The sequence below is a fragment of the Microbulbifer mixtoriginis (SeqCode) genome (assembly GCF_052467705.1).
Genome location: NZ_CP174322.1, coordinates 3,374,596 through 3,396,343, shown reverse-complemented (window position 1 = coordinate 3,396,343; position 21,748 = coordinate 3,374,596). Strand labels below are relative to the sequence as shown.

17 protein-coding genes are annotated in these 21,748 nt (G+C 50.2%); 12 read left to right on the top strand and 5 right to left on the bottom strand.

Annotated elements, in window-relative coordinates; genetic code table 11:
• Nucleotides 1–92: 92 nt before the first annotated feature.
• A complete protein-coding gene (locus ACJJIB_RS14785) occupies nucleotides 93–575 on the bottom strand; it encodes an Lrp/AsnC family transcriptional regulator (RefSeq protein ID WP_152456185.1) in 483 nt (160 codons plus the stop codon).
• 569 nt (nucleotides 576–1,144) lie between these two features.
• On the opposite strand from ACJJIB_RS14785, the gene ACJJIB_RS14780 reads away from it, so the two are divergent.
• Nucleotides 1,145–4,657, top strand: a complete 3,513-nt coding sequence (locus ACJJIB_RS14780) for an indolepyruvate ferredoxin oxidoreductase family protein (RefSeq protein ID WP_444886654.1) — start codon at nucleotides 1,145–1,147, stop codon at nucleotides 4,655–4,657.
• Between the two features lie 112 nt (nucleotides 4,658–4,769).
• Here the strand turns inward: ACJJIB_RS14780 and ACJJIB_RS14775 are convergent, their stop codons facing one another.
• Entirely contained in the window at nucleotides 4,770–5,453 is a 684-nt protein-coding gene (locus tag ACJJIB_RS14775) for a ChrR family anti-sigma-E factor (RefSeq protein ID WP_444886653.1), read from the bottom strand.
• A gap of 7 nt (nucleotides 5,454–5,460) precedes the next feature.
• Nucleotides 5,461–6,078 carry a sigma-70 family RNA polymerase sigma factor gene (locus ACJJIB_RS14770; RefSeq protein ID WP_252082293.1) on the bottom strand — a complete coding sequence of 206 codons (618 nt, stop codon included), beginning with the start codon at nucleotides 6,076–6,078 and terminating at the stop codon, nucleotides 5,461–5,463.
• Nucleotides 6,079–6,225: 147 nt separating this feature from the next.
• On the opposite strand from ACJJIB_RS14770, the gene ACJJIB_RS14765 reads away from it, so the two are divergent.
• From ACJJIB_RS14765 to ACJJIB_RS14725, 9 genes are all read left to right on the top strand, one after another.
• A complete protein-coding gene (locus tag ACJJIB_RS14765; protein ID WP_444886652.1) occupies nucleotides 6,226–6,657 on the top strand; it encodes a nuclear transport factor 2 family protein in 432 nt (143 codons plus the stop codon).
• Between the two features lie 3 nt (nucleotides 6,658–6,660).
• Nucleotides 6,661–7,437: an SDR family NAD(P)-dependent oxidoreductase gene (locus tag ACJJIB_RS14760; protein WP_444886651.1), complete on the top strand. Its 777-nt coding sequence runs from the start codon at nucleotides 6,661–6,663 to the stop codon at nucleotides 7,435–7,437.
• On the top strand, nucleotides 7,437–8,690 hold the full coding sequence (locus ACJJIB_RS14755) for an NAD(P)/FAD-dependent oxidoreductase (RefSeq protein ID WP_444886650.1): 1,254 nt from the start codon (nucleotides 7,437–7,439) through the stop codon (nucleotides 8,688–8,690). The genes ACJJIB_RS14760 and ACJJIB_RS14755 overlap by 1 nt, the downstream gene beginning before the upstream one ends.
• On the top strand, nucleotides 8,687–9,517 hold the full coding sequence (locus tag ACJJIB_RS14750) for a DUF1365 domain-containing protein (protein ID WP_444886649.1): 831 nt from the start codon (nucleotides 8,687–8,689) through the stop codon (nucleotides 9,515–9,517). The genes ACJJIB_RS14755 and ACJJIB_RS14750 overlap by 4 nt, the downstream gene beginning before the upstream one ends.
• A complete protein-coding gene (locus tag ACJJIB_RS14745; protein WP_444886648.1) occupies nucleotides 9,514–10,767 on the top strand; it encodes a class I SAM-dependent methyltransferase in 1,254 nt (417 codons plus the stop codon). Before ACJJIB_RS14750 ends, ACJJIB_RS14745 begins: the two co-directional genes overlap by 4 nt.
• A gap of 1 nt (nucleotide 10,768) precedes the next feature.
• A complete protein-coding gene (locus tag ACJJIB_RS14740) occupies nucleotides 10,769–11,275 on the top strand; it encodes a DUF2878 domain-containing protein (protein ID WP_444886647.1) in 507 nt (168 codons plus the stop codon).
• 304 nt (nucleotides 11,276–11,579) lie between these two features.
• Nucleotides 11,580–11,975 carry a YMGG-like glycine zipper-containing protein gene (locus tag ACJJIB_RS14735; protein ID WP_252082282.1) on the top strand — a complete coding sequence of 132 codons (396 nt, stop codon included), beginning with the start codon at nucleotides 11,580–11,582 and terminating at the stop codon, nucleotides 11,973–11,975.
• Between the two features lie 174 nt (nucleotides 11,976–12,149).
• Nucleotides 12,150–13,166 (top strand): NADPH-dependent aldehyde reductase Ahr, encoded by a 1,017-nt coding sequence (gene ahr, locus ACJJIB_RS14730; RefSeq protein ID WP_444886646.1) that lies wholly within the window; start codon nucleotides 12,150–12,152, stop codon nucleotides 13,164–13,166.
• 781 nt (nucleotides 13,167–13,947) lie between these two features.
• On the top strand, nucleotides 13,948–17,472 hold the full coding sequence (locus tag ACJJIB_RS14725; RefSeq protein ID WP_444886645.1) for an amino acid adenylation domain-containing protein: 3,525 nt from the start codon (nucleotides 13,948–13,950) through the stop codon (nucleotides 17,470–17,472).
• Nucleotides 17,473–17,680: 208 nt separating this feature from the next.
• Here the strand turns inward: ACJJIB_RS14725 and ACJJIB_RS14720 are convergent, their stop codons facing one another.
• Both ACJJIB_RS14720 and ACJJIB_RS14715 read right to left on the bottom strand, forming a co-directional pair.
• Nucleotides 17,681–18,979 carry a type II toxin-antitoxin system HipA family toxin gene (locus ACJJIB_RS14720; protein ID WP_444886644.1) on the bottom strand — a complete coding sequence of 433 codons (1,299 nt, stop codon included), beginning with the start codon at nucleotides 18,977–18,979 and terminating at the stop codon, nucleotides 17,681–17,683.
• Nucleotides 18,973–19,356 (bottom strand): helix-turn-helix transcriptional regulator, encoded by a 384-nt coding sequence (locus tag ACJJIB_RS14715; protein ID WP_444886643.1) that lies wholly within the window; start codon nucleotides 19,354–19,356, stop codon nucleotides 18,973–18,975. Before ACJJIB_RS14715 ends, ACJJIB_RS14720 begins: the two co-directional genes overlap by 7 nt.
• A gap of 1,104 nt (nucleotides 19,357–20,460) precedes the next feature.
• Between ACJJIB_RS14715 and tnpB the strand changes: the two genes are divergently transcribed.
• Both tnpB and ACJJIB_RS14705 read left to right on the top strand, forming a co-directional pair.
• Nucleotides 20,461–20,649 carry an IS66 family insertion sequence element accessory protein TnpB gene (tnpB, locus tag ACJJIB_RS14710; protein WP_444888935.1) on the top strand — a complete coding sequence of 63 codons (189 nt, stop codon included), beginning with the start codon at nucleotides 20,461–20,463 and terminating at the stop codon, nucleotides 20,647–20,649.
• Nucleotides 20,650–21,357: 708 nt separating this feature from the next.
• On the top strand, nucleotides 21,358–21,507 hold the full coding sequence (locus tag ACJJIB_RS14705) for a hypothetical protein (RefSeq protein WP_444886642.1): 150 nt from the start codon (nucleotides 21,358–21,360) through the stop codon (nucleotides 21,505–21,507).
• The last annotated feature ends 241 nt before the right edge of the window (nucleotides 21,508–21,748 follow it).

The following is a 21,748-nucleotide window of genomic DNA, read 5'->3' as shown; positions in this document are numbered from 1 at the left end:
CGAGAGCGCCCGGGTATAACTCAGGCGCTTTAAACTGGAGGATTGCCTTAAAAATTTATCAGGACAGTGGCAGGAGGGTATTTCTGTCTAATTTATTTTTCCAACAACTGATCCAACGGTAATTCAGTGCGGTAACGTACCTGTTTTAGGGAAAAGCTACTCTTAATATGATCAATACCCGGTAACTCCGTCAGTTTTTTATCGAGAAATTCCTGGTAGGCCTGTAGGTTGGGAACAACCACGCGGAGCAGGTAGTCGAAGTCACCGGTCATTAAGTAACATTCCATAACCTCCGGCCATTGGCCGATAACAGATTCAAAATCCTGTAGCTCTTTTTTCACTTGGTGGTTTAGGGTTACCTGAATAAAGACACTAACTGGAAGGCCTACTTTTTCGGGCTCCAAAAGGGTCACGGCGCGCTTGATAAATCCCTGTTCATTGAGATTTTTGACCCGCCGCGAGCATGGCGAGGGGGAAAGGCAGACTTTTTCTGCCAGCTCAATATTGGGAATAGTGGCATCCTCCTGGAGGATCTCCAGGATTTTTTTATCGATGGCATCCAGTAAATAGGCCATGGTTTTTTCCGTATCTCTTCTCTCTGAACGAACACCGGATTATCCGGCTGCTTCACTGCCATGCCGGTATGACAAAACATCCCGGTTGAGTCCTTTCTGGGCAATTATCCTGTTTTATGACTGCGCCGTGAAACCGTTTATTCTTTGTTATCAATATCCGCTCACTAGATCTGTGCTGAGTGACCAGCCACCACCTACTCGTTCACTCAGCTTTCCTGTAACCGACTTGCAAACTAGGAAGGTGGCTACGTGTAGGGGTAGATTCTGCGTCTCTTACAGTGGCGCCCCCGTGTAGGGCCTATTCGATGAATCCCTAAAAAACTGACTTTTTGAGTGAATTGTTGCTGGTAGTTTGTGATCTTTAGCGAGTTGTGTCCGTATTATGCCCTAGCCAGGCTTATTTTGGTATGACCTGCCCGGCCGGGCGGTGTTAATTTTAGCGGCTAGTAAGCAGATGCTTCGGTTTGGCTTTGAGCTGTTTCAGTAGGTGCCGAGAGAAATGTGGCACCGTGGCTATCGTCATCAAACCGGGCAAAAGAAAAGCAATAATGAATTAATAGGTGGTACCCATGGCAATGGTCGAAGGCGATCAGGAGCTGGGCTTTGATACCGAGTATTCTCTCAAAGCCGCATTTACCCGTGATTCTGGCCGAGTCTTTCTGACTGGTATTGATGCGCTGGTGCGCCTGCCGCTCATGCAGAAACGTATGGATGAGCTGGCTGGCCTGAATACTGCGGGCTTTATTTCCGGCTATCGGGGCTCCCCTCTCGGCGGTTACGACCAAGCGCTCTGGCGTCATAAGAAGCTACTCGCTGGGCACGATATCCACTTTGAACCGGGTATTAACGAAGACCTTGGGGCCACCAACATTTGGGGTACCCAGCTAGTCGATCACTACCGAGAGCAGGCCACCCGCGATGGGGTCTTTTCCATTTGGTATGGCAAGGGCCATGGGGTGGATCGCACCGCAGATGTATTTCGCCAGGCGAATATCCAGGGCACCGCCAAACTCGGCGGTGTGCTGGCATTGTGTGGCGATGACCACACCGCTGAGTCCTCCATGTTTTCCCACAACACCGATCAGATTTTTGAATCGGTAATGATGCCGTTGCTGTTTCCCGCCAGTATCGACGAGTATCTCACTCTCGGTCTCGCTGGTATTGCACTGTCGCGCTTTTCCGGTCTGTGGGTAGGGTTCAAGGCCATTACCGAAACGGTAGAGGCCGGTGCCTCTCTGGTGGTTCCAAGCTTGCCACAGTTCACTATTCCGGCGGACTTCCCCATTCCTGCCCATGGCTTGAATTATGACCCGCACCTGAATTGGCCCGCTGAGCGCCTGGAGTACGAGCGCCGTATGCTGGAGGAGCGCTTGCCGGCGGCGCAGGCCTTTGCCTATGTCAATCGCCTGGATAAAACAACGCATGAAAGCGAGCGCAAGCGCTTTGGAATCGTGACTGTGGGCAAGGCCCATGGGGACCTGCTGGAAGCGTTACAACTGCTCAACCTGAGCGAGGAAGATCTGCGCCAGGCGGGCATAGCCATTTATAAGGTGGCGATGTCATGGCCCCTGGAGCCTCGCGGTATCAGTGGGTTTGCCGACGGCATGGAACGGCTGCTGGTGGTGGAGGAAAAACGCCCGCTGGTGGAAGACCAGTTGAAGAACCTGCTGTATGGCTGGGAGGACAACCGCCGCCCGAAAGTGGTCGGTAAGAAGGACCTCAATGGTGAAGATCTGCTGCCGGCGATCTGGGGTTTTGGACCAGATCAGGTGGCCAAGGCGATTACCCGCTGGCTGGCAGATACTGACCTCGCACAGCGTTTGATCCCCCTGGCAGAAAAATTGGGAGGCAATGTGCCTCAGCGAGCACAAGGCCTGTTGGCGCGGGAGCCAATTTTCTGCGCTGGCTGCCCCCACAATACTTCCACCAAACTGCCGGAGGGCAGCCTCGGCAGTGCCGGCATTGGCTGTCATATCATGGCGCTGGGCAAGGGGCTGCGCACCGATACTTACTCCCATATGGGCGGTGAAGGCGCCCATTGGGTGGGGTTGCACCGCTTCTCGAATGCCGAGCATATTTTCCAAAATATGGGAGATGGTACCTATAACCACTCCGGTTTATTGGCGATTCGCCAGGCAGTCGCCAGTAAGGTCAATATCACCTACAAAATCCTTCTCAACGATGCGGTGGCCATGACCGGTGGCCAGCCTGCCGATGGCGAGGTAAACGCTCCAAGTCTGGCCGCGCAGCTGCTGGCAGAAGGCGTTGGGGTGGTGGTTCTGCTCAGTGAAAACCCCGATCACTGGCATCAGCACCGCGGCCAGTTGCCGGCGAAAGTGGAAGTGTTAGACCGTTCAGAGCTGGATGCCGTCCAGCGCCGTCTGCGTGAAATGCCGGGTGTCACCGCCATTATTTACGAGCAGGTGTGCGCCGCAGAAAAACGCCGGCGCCGCAAGAAAAAACTGATGGTGGATCCGCCCAAGCGCCTACTGATTAACCAGCGCGTGTGTGAGGGTTGTGGTGATTGCAGTGTGCAGTCGAGCTGTATCGCCGTGGAGCCCCTGGAAACCCCCTATGGCCGCAAGCGTCAGATCAATCAGTCCAGCTGTAACAAAGATATGCGCTGTGCCGATGGCTTCTGTCCCAGTTTTGTCACCATCGAGGGTGGTGAGCTGAAGAAACCGCCGGTTCAGTCTCTGGCTGAGTCCCTGGATTCTGCCATCGTCGATTTGCCGCCAGCGCCGGTGGCAGCCCTGGAACAACCTATTAGCATCTTGGTGGCCGGCATCGGCGGCAGCGGTGTACTCACTGTGGCGGCACTTTTGGGTATGGCCGCGCATCTGGAAGACAAGGGCAGTACCACGCTGTATTTCACCGGCCTATCACAGAAAAATGGTGCGGTGGTCGCCCACGTAAAAGTGGGTGCACGCCCGGAAGCCATCACTACTGCGCGTATCCGCGATGGCGCCGCTGAGCTGCTGCTCGGTTGCGATATGGTCACCGCTGCGGGCCAGCGCCCGAAATTTGCCACGGGCAAAATGCGTGCGCTGGTGAATACGGCTGAGGTGCCGGTGGCGGCCTTCGTACGAGACAACGAATTAGCTTTCCCGGCGGATGCCACCCAACAGAGCATTGAGTCCCTCTGTGCCGAGTATTTCGCCTTCGATGCGAATAAGTACGCACAGGCTTTGTTTGGCGATACGGTTGCCAGCAACCTGATGATTATGGGCTTCGCCTGTCAGATGGGACTGCTGCCAATTGGTGAGGCGGCACTGGAGCGGGCCATCGAACTGAATGGTGTGGCAGTGGAAAATAACCTGCGCGCATTCCGTGCGGGGCGCTTGTTGGCGACGGACCCGAGGGCGATAGAAAAGCTGGCGGTACCGGCGCAGCCCGTAAAAATGATCGAGCCGCAGGAATCTGTGGAGCAACTGATCGCGCGTTTGAGCCGCGAGCTGGTTGAATATCAAAATGCCGCTTACGCTCACCAGTTCACACAGGGTATCGAGCATTTATACCGAGCGGAGCTGGCTCTTGCCGGCACGACGGGGGAATTGACCCGCACTGCAGCCAACAGCTTGTTCAAAGCCATGGCCTATAAGGATGAGTACGAGGTAGCGCGCCTGTACAGCGGCGAGGATTTCCAGCGTCAGTTGCGCGAGACTTTTAGCGGTAATTATTCCCTCAAATTCCATATGGCCCCGCCATTGCTGGCACGCCCCGATGCCAGTGGCCGGGTGCGTAAGATGCAGTTTGGCCCTTGGATGGGCCGCTTAATGCCATTGTTGGCGCGTGGTAAAGCGTTGCGTGGTTCCGTGCTGGATGTGTTTGGCTACACCGAAGAGCGCCGCGCCGAACGGGACTGGGCGCGCCAGGTGGCACAGGCGGTGAAGTCGGTGGCGGCTCAGCTAAGCGCTGACAATCTTGCCGAAGCCCAGGAATTGCTGGCAATTCCTATGCAAGTGCGCGGTTACGGGCATGTGCGTGAGCAGAAATTTGCCCAGGTACAGGAGCGCTGGCAGCAGTTATTCACCCAGTTTACCGCGGGGAACAAGGAGCAGGCGCCGGTGGCGGTTTCCTGAGCCCCTGGGTAAGCAACGGAAAGAGTGCATCGGAAATAAGTAAGGAATGGATGTATGGCAGGGACGCCAGCGATATTTCTTACCGTGTGCCTGGAGGCAAAATCTATCGGGTCTAACCCGGCCGAAAGGGGATCAGCGGATTGAGAAACAGACCGCGGACTCCAGTGAGTGAAACCGGAGCTTCTACTGCGGAAAAGCACAGGCAGTCCATGTCCTGAGTGGCGATGGGCCTGTGTACCTGCCCCGGTTCACGCAGAACAAAATCCCCCCGTCCATAGATACCGTTGTGATCGGAAAAGCTGCCGTGCAGTACCAGGGCAAATTCCCGCCCGCGGTGATCGTGTTTCGGTAGTCCGCTGCCGCTGCGCAGGCTGTGAAAAGCCACTTCATACTCTCTCTGTCCAGACTTGAGCCGGCATATTTGCAGGTTGCGAGTCAGGGTCTTCCAGCGCCTGTTTGGATTGCTGGCCAATAATTTATTTAACACTTTGGGTAAGTGGTCCATAGCCGGTTCCCTACTGACCGGGGCCGGGGTGGAGCTTTCTTCACTTTTTTGGAGGATTTTCTCCGGGATCTGGCTGATGCGTTCCATCAGGCGCTCGAAGGCGTTGGCTTGCAATGGCTGCGCCGGGCTCCCATTTAGGAGGGAGCCACCGAGATTGTTCAGGGTATGCAACTGGGATCGGCAATCAGCACACATCTGCACATGGGCTGCAACAACCAGGCTGGGGCCCCTGGCCAAGCTGCCTGAGGCGTATTCCAACAGAAGGTTTTCATCCGGGTGATGGCGAATCATTGGACGTTTACCTGACGAACCGAGCTTGCAATTTCTTCATGGCCAGGCGCACCCTGGATTTGACCGTGCCCAAGGGGAGGCGTAATTCTTCGGAGATCTCGCTGTGGGATTTTCCCTCCATATAAGCCTTTTCCAAAATGTGGCACTGCTCAGCGGGTAGGGCGCTGAGGCCATCGGCAATATCGCGCTCGTTGCGCTTGTGTTGTAAGAACAGCAGCGGCTGGCTTTCCAGGTTCTCATCCCAAATATCGGCCACATCAACATCGTTGTCGCGATTTTGATGGCGCTGGTTGCGGCGCAGCATGTCAATACGGCAATTGCGCATAATAGTGAATATCCAAGTGCTGGCCGAGGCCTTGCCCTGGTCAAAGCGGGGGGCTTTGTGCCATACCTTGAGCATAACTTCCTGCACCAGTTCATCGGCCGCTTCGGCGTTGAGGGCCTGGGTACTGCGGCTGTGGTGGAAGCCCTTAATGAGCGGGGCAAAATGTCGGAAAACACGCTCAAACGCCTGGCGGTCGCGCTGGGCGCCAACCTGCGTTAGCAGCCTGCTCCAGTCATCCTTGTAGTCCTGGGAAGCTTTCACCGCAATTCCATTGCCGTTTTGTCTTTGCCTATGCGCCATATTAGCGCTCTCTAATGTTGTGTCGATCCTTACTACGCATCTGCGCACTAAATGGATTGGGTTATTTTTATTTTGGCGCTGTGATCTGCCATTGGCAGGCTAACGTAAATCAGAGGGGTAGCGCCGCGGAATACAGTGGAAGGGAAAATGAGCAGCCGCACATTGGTAAAAGAAGTCCAGTCTTATTATCGGGATTTTTTGGTTAGAGACCCGGCGGAACTGTCAAATATGTACAGTGACAAAATTGTGTTTCGCGATCCTCTGCACCGAATCGAGGGGCTCTCCGCCCTCAAGGCCTATTTCTCTGATATGAGTCACGGCCTTACCCAGTGTCGCTTTCGCTTTGAGGAGGCTTCCATTACCCGTGATAGTGCCTGCCTGCCCTGGTATATGCACTATGCACACCAGTCTTTGAAGGGCGGCAGGCCGCTGCGTTTACGCGGTTGTAGTTTGGTGCGCTTTTCCGACAAAGTGTTTTATCACGAAGATTTCTATGACATGGGGGCAATGGTGTACGAGCAGGTGCCCCTGCTGGGCTCCCTGTTGCGCAGGATTAAGTTGCGTCTGGAGCGGGGCTGACTGGTGACGGAGATTCGCAACAGGACACTATGGGTTACCGGAGCCAGTTCCGGCATTGGCCGCGCCTTGGTCTTGCGCCTTGCCGAGCATAATAACTTTGTAATTGCCAGTGGGCGCCGGCGTGAAGCGCTAGAAGAGCTGCAACAGCTCGCTCCCACACATATTCGCATACTCGACTGCGATGTGGCCGATGACAGCGGTATGGCCTCTACCTTCGAGCGCCTCAAGGATTTAACCGATCATCTGGATACGGTGATTGCCTGTGCTGGCACTTGTGAGTACGACGATGATTTACAGCTTGATACCACAATGTACCGGCGGGTTTTTGATGCCAATTTCTTTGGTGTAGTGAATACATTGCATTGTGCTTTACCGCTGCTGGCTGTCAGTGCTTCTCCGGTTTTTGCCGCATTGGGCAGCTTATCTTCGCTAGTGCCATTTCCCAGGGCAGAGGCTTATGGCAGCTCCAAAGCCGCGCTGGATTATTTCCTGGCATCGGTACGTGGGGATGTCTGTCATACCAACCTCAAGGTCGTGTTGATCCGTCCTGGTTTTGTTGACACCCCGCTTACCGCGCAGAACGACTTTGACATGCCTTTTTTGATTAGCGCGGAGCAAGCAGCGGAGTATATTGAGGTGGGGTTGGCTCGCAGAAAATCCATAATCGATTTTCCTCTGCGCTTGAGCCTGCCACTGCGTTTTCTCGGATTTTTCCGTTCTCTTTGGTTTCGTTTTTGCACACCAAAAATAAGTAGGATTCGTACCTTAAGGAAGAGTTGATGCGTATTGCCATCGTCGGGAGTGGAATTGCCGGCATGACGGCGGCTTATCTTTTGAGTCGCAAGCACGAGATTACCTTGTTTGAATCACAGGACCGCCTGGGGGGGCATACGGCGACTATTGATGTAGAGGAAGAAGGCAAGCGAACCCTGGCTATTGATACCGGCTTTATCGTGTATAACGACTGGACCTACCCGAACTTTATTCGTTTACTCAATGAGCTGGGTGTCGAATCCCAGCCAACCTCTATGGGTTTCAGTGTGCGCTGTGATCGGGAGGGCTATGAGTATGCCGGCAACAATCTCAATACATTATTTTCCCAGCGCTCCAATCTTCTCAGTGCCGGCCACTGGCGCATGTTATGGGATATAGTGCGGTTTAATCGCACTGCTATGCGAGATTGGCGCGAAGGGCGTCTTCATGAGGGCCTGACCCTGGGTGAGTATTTACCGGCAAATGGCTATTCTGCCGAATTTGCCAACCGTTATCTGGTGCCCATGGGTTCGGCAATTTGGTCGGCCAGTGTGTCGCAGATGCTGGAATTCTCGGTAAGTTTTTTTGTGCGCTTCTTTTTCAATCACGGGCTGCTCAATCTGCTGTGGCGGCCACAGTGGCGCGTGATTAAAGGGGGCTCTCGCTCTTATATTCCTGCGCTGAGTGCGCCCTATGCCGACAGGATTCGGCTCTCCACTAAAGTGAAATCCCTCTGGCGCAATGAGCAAAGCGTAGAGCTAGTGACCAGTAAGGGCGAGCAGCTGACGTTTGATCAGGTAATCCTTGCCTGCCACTCGGATCAAGCGCTGGAATGCCTTAAAGATGCCTCTAATTTGGAGCGACAACTGCTCAGTGCCATCCCCTACGCGTGCAATAGTGTGGCTCTACATACCGATTCCACTTTATTACCACAGCACAGGCGCAGTTGGTCCAGCTGGAATTACCGCTTGCGTGCCGAAAGCGATGAGCTGCCGGTACTCACTTACAACATGAATATCCTGCAGGGATTGGCAACGGATAAAACCTATTGTGTCACCCTGAATGCTGAGGAGCGTATCAACCCCAAAAAAATTCTCGCTCGCTTTGAATACGCGCATCCCCAGTTTTCTGTGGCGGGTAATCGTGCCCAACAGCAGTGGGAGAGGATAAACGGAGTGAATCGTACCTGGTTTTGTGGCGCTTATTGGGCCAACGGCTTTCATGAAGATGGGGTATGTAGCGCGCTGCGGGTTGCCAAAGGGCTTGGGGTTGATTGGTGAAGGAAAAGCCAAAGGCTATCGTTGCGGGCGCGGCCATGAAGAGCGCTATTTATACTGGCTGGGTTCAGCATCGTCGTTTTGCACCCCGCCAAAATCAGTTCCGCTACAAAGTGTTTATGGTTTATTTAGACTTGGCGGAGCTGGATGACTTTTGCTCGTTATCGCGCTGGTGGTCCAAAAAGCCCTGGGCACCGGCTCGATTTCGTCGCGAGGATTTTTTTGGCGATCCGGAACTCAGTGTCGAAGAGGCTGTATGTCTCAGGGTTGAGGGGGTTGCGGGAGAGCGCCCGCAAGGGCCCATACGCGTGCTCGCTAATTGGCGCTACTTTGGCTATAACATGAATCCCATCAGTATTTATTACTGTTTTGATGCCGAGGGCAGGGAAGTGCATTGGCTATTACTGGATGTTCATAATACTCCCTGGAAGGAGCGTCATAGCTATGTACTCGATTGCCGCTCTGGGGCTCGTGTACAGAAAGTAGCTTTTGCAAAGACTTTTCACGTCTCCCCATTTATGCCGATTTCCCAGGGTTATCGCTGGAGAAGTATTACTCCCGGCGATCGCCTAACTGCTTATTTGCAGAATTTTGATTTAAGCGATGAGGAGCAGGAAGAGCGCCCCTTATTTGATGCCATTCTCAGCCTGCGCCGCAGTGAGCTGAGTGGTGACCTGCTCAATCGTATCCTGATCCAGTATCCATTTATGACCGTAAAAGTGATTGCCACAATTTATTGGCAGGCGCTGAAATTATGGTTCAAGCGCACACCTGTCTATGCCCATCCCGGTGGCAGGGGTGAAGTCCAGGGAGGGGAGAAGCGTTTATGAATGCAAAAGAATCTTCACAGGTTATTGTTGAAGGAGAGAGCCAGTCCTGGTTGATCAGGCTCGCCCGCAAGCTGGTTTTGGGCAAGATGCAAGTGATAGAGCGCGGCCATCTATTGATTGAAGAAGGGGATAGCCATTACCGTTTTGGTCAACCAATTGAACAGGCAAAAGTTCGGGCGCATATTCGTGTGCGGGATCCCATTGCCTATGTACAGGTATTGTTAAACGGCACTATTGGTTCCGGTGAAGCCTATATGGAAAAGGTTTGGAACTCCCCGTGCTTATTGGATGTCATTCGCCTGATGGTTGACAATATGTCCCTGATTGAAAGTATGGATAGCCGCTGGAGTAAATTGCCCCGTGTGCTGCTGCGTGTCCTGCATCGTCTCAACAGTAACAACCGCAGTGGCTCACGCAAAAACATTGCTGCACATTACGATCAGGGAAATGATTTTTTTCAGTTATTCCTCGATAAAACCATGCTCTACTCCTCGGCGATATTTCCCTCAGAGCAGACAACCTTGTACCAGGCTTCCATCCATAAAATAGAGCATATTTGCCAAAAACTGCAATTAAAGCCCGGAGACCACTTGCTAGAAATAGGCACTGGTTGGGGGGGCATGGCCATTTATGCGGCAAAACACTACGGCTGCCAGGTAACCACTGCGACTATTTCTGAAAAACAATATCAATACGCTCGCCAATGGGTGGAGCGTGAAGGACTGCAAGATAAAGTACACGTGCTGCTACAGGACTACCGGGATTTAGAGGGACGCTTTGATAAACTGGTCTCTATTGAAATGGTTGAGGCAGTAGGGCACGAATACCACCACAAATTTTTCTCAATTTGTGGGCGCCTGCTTAAAGAGGATGGCCTGATGTTGATGCAGGCCATTACCATTTCGGATCAACGCTACCATCAATATCGCAAAGACATTGATTTTATCCAGCACTATATTTTTCCCGGCGGCTGTCTGCCATCCAATCAAGTGATTGCTCAGCAGATTGCCACGGCTACCGATATGCAGATTGTGGGGTTAGAGGATATTACTGCAGACTATGCGCGTACCTTGCAACATTGGCGCAAAGCATTTTTGAATCAGCTGCCGCAAGTGCGCAATTTGGGCTTTGACGATCGCTTTATCCGCATGTGGGAATTCTATTTGTGTTACTGCGAGGGTGGCTTTATGCAGCGGGTGATCAGTACTGCTCAGTTCGTCTTCGCCAAGCCACGCGCTCTTATCGGCTGATATGTGGCGGTTGATAGTCAACGCTTTATTATTTGATATTGCCTGGCCTCTCTGTGTGATTGTCGCACGCCCCTGGATTGTTGTGCCCTTCACCTTGACCAATTTGCTCATCCACTTAACTTTTGTGGTAAATCTGCGTAGGGAGCCTTTGTGGTTGGGGGGTGTTTTTTTATTTGGTGTGGGGGTGGATTCCGTTCTCTTCCATTTAGGTATCTTGCAAAATCTCAGCGGTATTTCTTGGCCACCCATTTGGCTGGTGTGTTTATGGTTAAACTTTGCGATGACGTTGCGTTACAGCTTGGTGTTTTTGCAGCGTAATTTGTGGTTGGCAGTGTTACTGGGTGGTTTTTTTGGTCCTTTTAGCTATTACACCGGCGCTTTTCTGAATGGCACCGTAGAGCTGGGTCAGCCCCTGTGGCAATCACTGATGATCCTGTCTCTAATTTGGGCATTGATATTGCCGGGATTTAGTTACCTGGCTCGCGCTATTAATCCCGCTTACCGGTAAAGAGTTTTAGCTCTGTTCATGGGTGAATTTTTATGTGAGAGCTTGTTTTTAGGCTTTTGCTTGGCAGGTAGGCCCCTTTCCTTGAAGGCTCCTTGAAGACCTCTTAACTTTTTCCTCCAGGCAATCACAATGGCTTTAGCAAGTTCGCAAGCCATATCAAATTCCGATTGTTAGGCTATCTGGTCACTCTTTTCTTCGCTTTTCCTCACTGTCGACTGGCGCCATCTTCAACCAGCAGCTAAACCTAAAGATGAAAAGCGTGACATATACGCAATCTCTAGGCTCAGGCTGTAAGAGGTGTCCGATGAAAACTGGTATTAGCGCAACTGCAGGATTTTGCATAGCTCTATTAGCTGGCTGTGCTGCTCAACCGGAACAGGTACCTGGTGCCGGTGGCATTGTGATTGATACCTGGGGCGTCAATATGAACCAGTATCAAATCGACCTCTCTGAGTGTAAGGGGATTGCTTATTCCACCTACAGCGACCAGGGGCGCCGGGGGTTAACCGGTGCTGCGGGCGGAGCTGTAGTGGGCGGCGCGCTGGGCGCTATTGTTGGTGATAGCAGTCGCGCAGCGGCGGCAGGTGCTGGAGCGGGCGCTCTGGTGGGTGGCCTCTCTGGTGCTGGCAGTGCCGGTGCAGAAGCCCAGCAGATTATCAAGAACTGTCTGCGCGGGCGCGGATATCGCGTGCTCAATTAATTCCCCTCACAGGAGTTAGCCAGGTTTTCTCGTGGGTCCTCTGATATTCGGCAACCTCACAGGACTTGGCTTGGGCCGGGAAACCCCCGGCTCTTTTTTTTCACTCTTCTTAGCCGCGGCTTTTTAGGCCGAATGCACAGGGTTGATCTTCAGTGAATACCACGGGAGTAGGTTATGACCAGTGGGACTACCATCAATGCCTATGGGGTTATGCAAGCCGGCGGGCCCTTTAAACCGTATCAGGTAGAAGTGGGGGATCTGGGAGCAACAGAGGTGGAGTTGGAGGTGCTCTACTGTGGTATTTGCCACAGTGATCTCAGCATGATTGAGGATGAGTGGGGGGTGTCCAAGTTCCCCATAGTTGCGGGTCATGAAGTGATTGGACGGGTGTTGGCTGCGGGAGAGCAGGCCGGGCACTTTAAGCCCGGTACGGTTGTCGGCCTGGGTTGGAATTCCGGCTATTGTGAGACCTGCCACTACTGCCGGCGGGGCGATCAAAATTTGTGTGCCGAAGCTCGCTTTACCACTCTTACCGGCGGGGGCTTTGCCGATAAAGTTCGTGCAGATATGGGTAGCCTGGTGGTTATTCCAGAGGGAGTAGACCTAGTTTCGGCTGGGCCTCTCCTGTGTGGCGGCATTACGGTATTTAACCCTCTGATACAGTTTGATATTCAACCGACGGCTAAAGTGGGGGTGATTGGTATAGGAGGCCTGGGGCATTTGGCCTTGATGTTTTTGAATGCCTGGGGTTGTGAGGTAACGGCATTTACTTCCAGTGAGCATAAGCGCACCGAAGCTTTGTCTCTCGGTGCTCACAAGACATTGAATTCACGTGATCCGGAGGAAATTAAATCAGCCTCCATGAGTTTCGATTTCATAATCTCCACGGTCAATGTCAATCTGGATTGGGATTTATATATTCAGGCTTTAAAACCAAAAGGGCGCCTGCATTTTGTCGGTGCTGTTGTGGATCCAATCCAGTTTACCCTCTTCCCCATGATATTTGGCCAGCGTGATATCTCCGCTTCTCCAGTGGGTAGCCCTGCAGCCATTGAAACGATGCTCGACTTTGTCGCACACCATCAGATCAGGCCGCAGGTGGAAATTTATCCTATGAGCCAGATAGAAGAAGCTTTTAAGCATTTGAAATCGGGCAATCCGAAGTATCGTATCGTGCTGTCCAGGGAGTAATAGGAGGGATTGGGGTGCTATTAGGGTCAACAGCAGGGTATTGCGGTCAATGGCGACCTTCTCAAACCTTTCGATACGCGGGATCTGATTTTATTTTCTTTATTTGTTCTTAGTGAGCTGTAAATAAACCGCTTAATCTTGATGGCACTTAAGGTGCCTTTTTCTGGTTGTTATTCCTCTCTGTGAACATTTTCGAAATGCAGGTAGGCATGCATGTACCATTTATTTGAATGCTCAATGAGAGTGAATCATTTTCTAGTGAATTTTTAACTGTGGGTGCAGTCGTATAAATTTCTTTGGCAATAAAAAATAAATATAAGGTGATTATAGTAAGGTTGAGCTGCAGGGTTGCGAGGGAAGGGGTTTAGGTGCTTGTTTATGAAATTTTTCCCTGAAAGATAACTAAACAATTTACTTGCTAGAGCTTTTGTCTACGTAGCGTTTGTTTATTGGTTTAGAGTTCTTTGAGGTACTTATTTAAAAGATGAAGCTTTGGTGTAAGCTAAAAGTTTCTCTAAATAGAGAATTTAGTATCAGTTTGAGTGTTACACTTTTTGTAAGGTTTAAATAAATATTTGTACTTGCGTGTTTGGTTTTAAATTTAGGGGAGCTCTAAAAAGTAAGAAACTTGACCAAGTTTGAAAGACATTAATTTGCATTGAAAGTTAATTTCCAGATCTTTAATAAAGATAAAAGGTAAGATTCTGTGAGTAGTCCAGTTAAAAACTCCAAAATAAGATCCCAGTTCAATATTTCAATCTGTCACTTGATTGCACAGCAAATGAAAGCAGCTCCTCATCGCATAGCGATTATTGATGGAGAGGTCAGAGTGAGCTACGAGTGCCTGCTGCAGCGGGCCGGCGCGATTGCGGCGGAGCTTGAGCGCCGGGATATTCAACCCGGCGCCTTGGTGGGGGTATGCATGAAGCGCTCCTGGGAGCTTGTGGCAGCTTTAATTGGCGTAATGCGAGCAGGGTGTGCCTATGTACCTTTGGACCCAGCTTACCCTCAAGATCGTGTGGGTTACATGCTGGAACATTCAGGTGCTGTGGCAGCTATCGTGGATAGTGATAGCTCTGCGGACCTATGTCGCGAAGTGGGTGAGTTAATCTGGCTCAACAGAGTGAGTGATCAAGGCAAAGAATTTTCAGCTGATTCAGCGGGGCCATCAGCCAGTGACTTGGCCTATGTGATCTATACCTCTGGCTCTACCGGCAAGCCAAAAGGTGTTGCGGTTGAGCATCGGTGTATTGTGGCCATGTGCCACTCTATGGATGAATTGTTCAGTGAGGAAGAACTCCGGGGGGTCTTTGCAGGGGCCTCAATCTGTTTCGATACTTCTGTAATGGAAATCTTCGGGACCTTGTCACTTGGGGGCACAGTAATACTGGGTAAGAATATACTGGAATTACCAAACCATCTGGCAGCAGATCAAGTCAGAACCTGCGTATCTGTCGCCTCCGCAATGCAGACATTATTAGCTTCCGAGAAGTTGCCAGCTGGACTTCAGTGTCTTGTATTTGGTGGAGAGGCATTAAAGCGGTCTCTGGTTGATCAAGTTTATACCTTGAGGCCAGGGCTACGGTTGTTTAACGCCTATGGTCCTACCGAAGATACCGTGTACTCGACCATTGCCGAAATTAAGCCTGGCACTAAGTCGATCACAATTGGAAAATCAGTACCAGGCTCCCGTGCCTATATTTTAAATGAGTCCATGCAACCCGTTTCTTCAGGAGAAGCCGGTGAGTTGTATCTTGCAGGAGGTAAGCTGGCAAGAGGTTATTTATATGACGAAGCCCTCACTAAAGAGCGTTTCATCGAAATAGAATCTAGTGACCTTATCCAAGATAGCCGCTTATATAAAACTGGGGACCTGTGTCAGTGGGCGGAAAATGGAGAGATCGAATTTCTTGGCCGAATAGACCAGCAGGTTAAGGTCAGGGGGTTCCGCATTGAGCTTGGGGAGATAGAGTCGACGCTTGAGACTATGCCGGGTATTGATGCTGCTGCAGCGGCCGCTGTAGATGGTGGTATTGGCCAGAAAATGCTCGCGGTCTATATTGTTAACCAGGATAAAACGGTAACAGATACAGCCGTTAAAGAGTTCCTGGCGCAGCGACTTCCAAAATATATGGTTCCGCAAATTGTGAGGCACCTTGAAGTATTACCTATGCTCCCCAACGATAAGCTCGATCGCAAAAAGCTTATGGAGCTAGAGGAGGGCTATGCTGGTTTGGAATTAAGTGTTGATACAGAGAATAATTCCAGTGACTTGATGCAACGCCTGATTGGTTCCAGCTCAGAGCAGCAAAGCATCTTATTATCGATTATTCAAAGAGAGGTGGCCGTTCTCCTGAATTTTCCTGATCCGAAAGAAGTATCTCCAGAACAGTCCTTCTCTGGTCTCGGCCTCGATTCCCTCACAACTCTGGAATTGGCCAGACGTTTGAGCAACAACTTGGGTCGCTCGGTTGCTTCCCAGGCGATTATTAATTACGCCACTCCTAATGCCCTAGCGAACTACATCCTCGGTACTTTGAGTGATGGCGAAGCCAAGGGTTCGGATGAAAAAGTGAACCGCACTGCATCGGATTCACTTGCCAGCTTCCAATCGCATATCCAGTCCAGTCATCCTACATTCCAGGCTGCAAAAGCGCCGTCCTGGTCTGCACTGGATAAGAGTAAGCTGGTGCAGGAAGTCATGTATATGGTGAACGACCAGCGCAGAAATCCCTACAGCAAAGTCCTGCGCACAGGTAGCGCCACTTATGGCACGGTGAGTGATGTTTACAACGATGAAGAACAGGAAGCAATAATCTGGACCACCAATCTATATCTTGGCCTGAACCGAGATAAGAAAGTTATGCAGGAGGCCGCTTCCGCAGTAGCGAAATTTGGTACTGGTATGGGGACCTCTGCGGCAGCATCAGGCCTTACAGATCTTCACCTGGAGTTCGAGACTGAGTTTGCACAGCTGGTCGGAAAGCCGAGCGCTTGCCTGTTCCCAACAGGTTATACCGCTAATGTTGGAGTGGTTGCAGGGCTTCTTGGTAAAGACGATGTAGTGGTTATCGATCAGCTTTGTCATGCATCTATTGTGGATGGTGCTCGTCTTTGTGGTGCCACGATAAGGACCTTCAAACATAATGATGTGGCCGACCTGGAGTCTGTGCTTGAGTCGGAAGTATCCCCATACCGAACGGTCCTGGTTGTTCTGGAGGGCGTATACAGCATGGGAGAGGGCGCCGCACCGGTAGCCAAAATTGTCCGCGCGGCCAAGAAATATGACGCGCTTGTCTTGGTAGATGAGGCACATTCTTTCGGTTTTTATGGTGAAGGTGGCGCGGGCATTTGTGCCGCTCAGGGAGTTACCGATCAAGTAGACTTTATTATGACAACGCTCAGTAAGGCACTTGGTAGCCTCGGTGGCGTTATTGCGGCGAAGGAAGAATATGTAGATCTTTTGAGATCATCATCCAGAGCTTACATTTTCCAGGCTTCGATCAGTCCTGCAGATATTGCCGCGGCATTGACTGCTTTGCGCAGGCTCAGTACTGATGATGGTTTACGGGAGCGGCTCTGGGATACGACACGCTATATGCGGCAGCGCTTCGAACAAGCTGGCTACGATTTGGGAACAGGGGATGGGCCTATTGTCACGCCGCACTTTAGTAGCAAAGACAAGCTGTTTGCGATAGTACAGGAATTATATAAACGTGGTGTTCAGACATCAGCGGTTACCTATCCCATAGTGGAGAGTGGGCGTGGCCGACTCCGACTGATTTGCTCGGCAGCCCACACGAAAGAGGATGTCGATAAAACTGTTGAAGCTTTGATTGAGGCGGAGCGGGAAGTTGATAGCTCATTGGTGGCTAGTAAAGAGCAATCGATGGATTCAAACTCTGCACAGTCTGAAGTAGAAGCTTGGGCTCATAGTTTTTCCAGCTATCTTAAACGATCACTGGCCAAGCGCTCTGGTCCAACGCCAAACTTGTCTTTATCCATTCGTGTTTCTGACCAGTCAGAGCCAGTAAGGATTTTGTATTACGATGGCAATATCACTTTGAGCGATCATGAAATTTCCGGTCTGCCCACGTGTTCAATGCTTCTTAAAAGCAGCGGGGCTGTTTCCGCCTTGCACTCCTCCGATGTACAAAGTCTGCTTAAGAGTATCTGCGAAGGAGGCTGTGTGTTAAATGGCCAAGTGGAAGCGTTTATTTGGTTTATCGCGCGCATGGTTGATCTGCGGCGAGGCTCTAAAGAGTCGGTGGGCAGTGAGTTGCGCCGCGAGCAAGCCGTTTGCTAGTTGAGGTGAAGAAATAACTTAGCGCCAAATAGGCTCTAGATGTTTGGCCCCTAGGCAAATGTTGCGGGGCCTCTATCCAAATTAAGATAGCAGCTGGGAAGCTCAGATAAGGGTATCTACAGAAGCAGAGGAGTTACAGCATTTCTACAGTTGTGCTTCTCCTCTGTAGAGCCGCGCTCCTTGCAGACTTTACTATTTTGCTTATCTATCAGCAGAGTTCCCGAAGGTTTTGACTGATTTCGACTGTCCAGCTTTCAGAAACCCCAGCGCGTTCAGCAAAGCCCTGCCACTGCTTCACGGCTGCTGCTACCTCTTCAATAATATCCATGGGCCGTTTAATACTGATTGCTCTTCCCACGGCAAGCAAATCCTCAAGTTGGAAGTGGTCGCGTTTGCCGTTGATACTCATCTGATGCTGGCTGGTCCAGGCGCCGCCCGGATTGTGGGCATAGGTTACATCGAATGCTGGCGATAGAGACCATTCGCCTTCGGGGTTCATCAGGAACGCAATATTCTTTGTATGATCATCCTGGTTTCTGGCTAATACATTGAATACCATTCGGCGATATTGCTGAATCGCCTCATTCTTGGGCAGGTAAAGTTCACGCATAACGCTAAAGGCTTGTTCGTATGAATGGGCACCAGCCATGTTGAAATCCAGGTGCGCGATGCCGCAGAGAGACTGCATATGTAGTTTCTTGCCATTCACCCGATCGAAGCGCCGCGTCATAAAGTGCGCTCTGCCATTTTCTTGCAAGAGCTGGCAGTCTGCCATGTTAATACCGGCTTCGATGGCCATCAGATGATAAGCATATTCAATGCGTCCATACCCATCGGTTGTACCGAGCTCAAGGTCTCCGGCACCATCGAATTTAAGTAGCCAATAATCGTAATCACGGGATGTAGGAACTTGGCCTGAACGTATATCTCCTTTGTTATTGATGGCAATAACTGCTTTTGCTCTGGCGCCCCCAGCGCTAGTGCCCACTCTTAATATGTCCAGCAGGGCACCGGATTTCTCCGCATCGCTGTTGCCAAGTTGGGCGTTAAGGTCCGTCTGCTTATGAGTGATTGTTGCTGCTAGTTTTACCAGTTCTTCAATATTGAGATCGACGGAATCCCTAAAACTACCATCTACTGCAGGCTGAAATTCCAGTGCGCCCATTCCACGGGTACCGGTATAGCAAAGTCGTTCAATAGGGTTAAAGCTTTCCGGAGTTCTCCCCTGCCGGGCGAGCCAGGCATCAATAACGGCATTACCGAATTTGTCCGGCAGGCAGTCTGCAAGGAGCCCCGGTAAGCCCTTAAAGGTGTCCCGACTGAGAGTGCGGAACGTATAGGGCTCCTTTGAAGCTTCGATAGGCATAGTAATTGGAGCAATATCCAATCCACTCTGCAGAAATTCCGGTGCGTACTCAAAGGCTCCATACCCAGTACTATCCCAGTGGACGGCCCCAACTATCTCTCCCCATAATTGCACCACTGCAGTATTTGTTTGGCTTACCATTCTGGTTTACCTCTCTTTTTAATTTTGCTTGCGCGTGTCTTGGAGGGGCTTTCTGCAGAGGTCTCTTTAAGCGCTTTCTCAGCGTTAGAGGCTCTGGCTCTTTTTCGCTGTTTGCCGTGAAGAGCAAGTTGCATAGGGCTGACTGTTGGGGCCGGGAGAAAAGCTTCCAGTGCGTCCAATCGGCGTAGGACTCTCAGTGCGGCGACCAGGCTGTCTAGCCTGCCGCGACCAGCCTCTAAACCTTTGATGGTGGAGGTGGATAAGCCGGCACGTTCAGCCATATCATCCTGGGTGAGATTCATGCGCAAGCGATACTCTCTAAGCCGGTCGCCCAGTGTCGCAAGTATCTGCTTATCGGATTGTCCATGGAAGTTCATAATAGCTGTTTTTCAATCTCTTATGAGTGGATACCTACTTTAATAGGTGATTTTTTGTCTATTATAGCAAGATTATATAATATGTCATTAATAGGTACATTTATACCTTTTAAGCTTATTATTGCCTTTTATTGGGTAGAAAAGCACCTTTTAGAATAGTGTAGGGAGTCGCTAATTAAACTGTGAAGCGGATATCCCTCCCTCGCGGCAGGGATGAAATGGGTAGGTAGGGATATCCAGTTGGCCGGGAAGAGAGTTGCCGACAATGGTAAAGAGAGGCGAAATCTAATAGCTCACATTGCATTTCTTTGCGTAGAGTTTTCAGTATTGTTTCTAGGTTTTGATAAGTTCTGGATTTCCTTCACTTTTGATCCACCAAGATCCAATGTTCCACTTGAGGGTATGACTGGCAGTGAAGATAGTGGAAGTCCGCTTCTTATCAAAGAACAGTAGGAAGGGCAGTTCTCTGGTTTTGTTACTTGGAATTCCAGTGACAGAGATCTGCGCACCTGTCATCGTGAGCATTATGACAATGAGGAAATTATGTCTACATTTCTCATTATTTAGATTGAATCGAAACTCCTCTATCTGCAGAACATTAGAAGCTGAACTTAGGATTAGTAGGAGGCTAATGGTGAGTTGCTGAGGTGAACTATTGTGCGGCATATTTACACTACGCCGATACTATTACAAAAATGCCATGCTTAGTAAGCCGCTGGCGAACTTGGTAAGCGGTGCATGAACCACATTACTCAACTTGCTTTGGCAGGCTGCCAAGATGCCCACTTCATCAACTTCGGAGGAAGCCCCATTAATCTGCGGCTATGGCAAAATCACCTCAGGGCCTGTAAGAAAAGCTCTCATTCCAAACGCGGATTTACCCGTAACCACAGCCTAATCTACAACTAGTTCCTTTATTGATTCCGCAAACTATCTGAACAAACCCCTGTTCTGATATCCCTGTTTTTGTTCAAGTGGATATTAAGTCTTTCATAGCCACTACGGGAAATCTGGGCGTATTATATTTTCCAATGGCATAAACTTGGTGATGTATAGTCCGGTGTTGTTAGTGAAAACCGATGCTCTTATGTGTCTGCAAATACGATGTGGCTTCGTTTAACATCACAGCCTGGGTTTAACATTAGCCGATCGATTTTCGAGAGCAGGCTGATGGCTGATACATTACACAAAGGTGCGACATCCGTTCATCTTTTTATTATTCGTAATAAAAAGGTCGATAAAGTTCGCATGCTTTACTGGGAAGATGATGGATTCTGGTTCCTTTATAACTGAAATGAGAATTCGAGGCTTGTCTTTCCTGGTATTTAAAATTACGTAATATAGTTGTCGACTCCGCAGTTACAGTGGCTGTTTCCGGATTGGATTTTACTCAGTACTAAGAACCAAAAATAGTATATTTTTCATGATTTTGTTGATGCCTGTTGAGCCTGGGGAGTGGTTTTCCTTGGTATAACCCACGCATAAATTAACATAGGGAAACACAATGGCTGCCGGTGATACGTTACAGTTCCCGATTGAATAGTTTACATGTGAAGTAAAACTCTCGTATTCAACTATGCAAGCAATTTGAAAAGGCTTACCGTCAGCTATTGTTTCAATTCAAATAGCTGCAGCATTCTCTCTTTGGCCGGTGCTCTGAGTGCACGAAGACCCTGAGGATCTACTGGGGTTGCTATTCTAAAGTGCAGAATTTTTGGGTGAAGGTTCCGTAGAGGAAAATGATGCTGATCCAGTTTTCGCGTTGTTGTTTGAGCAGGAGGACGGACAGCCAAAGACAACCATCTCTTATCGAAAAAAGGCATAAATTATGGCAGCAATAATCCAAACTCATAATGGCCACCTTCACATTCTGTCTCGATTAGAGCCACCCGCAAGTGCCACCAAAATCTTCACTGGGTAAGGGAATAAAGTACTGTCTGAAATATTGGTATGAGTTTTGTGTAATCATCCAATGATGGTCGCTTAGAGATTGGCAGCAATTTGACCGAGCAGGAAATCAAATCCTTTGTTATGGTTCAGAAGAACGTCTTGTTTGCATCTTCGCTCAATGACGCTGAAGCGCTGTGCTCACACTACATTTTGATTTGCACAGCCAAGTTCCACTTTCAGGTATTACGCGGAGGTACTTGAAGTAATTCCTCTCTGCTAATCTGTTGTACTGCTATCTTTTAATATCCAGCTTGGGTGTCTCAAATAGAATCCTTACTCATGACCAGGCAAGATCGCTTACAAAGCTAGACTTCCACAAACGAATAGTATCTTTGAGCGCTTCCATAAAACCATTTCACAAGAATTTTTTCAGCTTTCATTGGATTGTAAGATCTATGAATCCATAGAAGAGCTACAAAAGGAACTGGTCCAATGACTGACA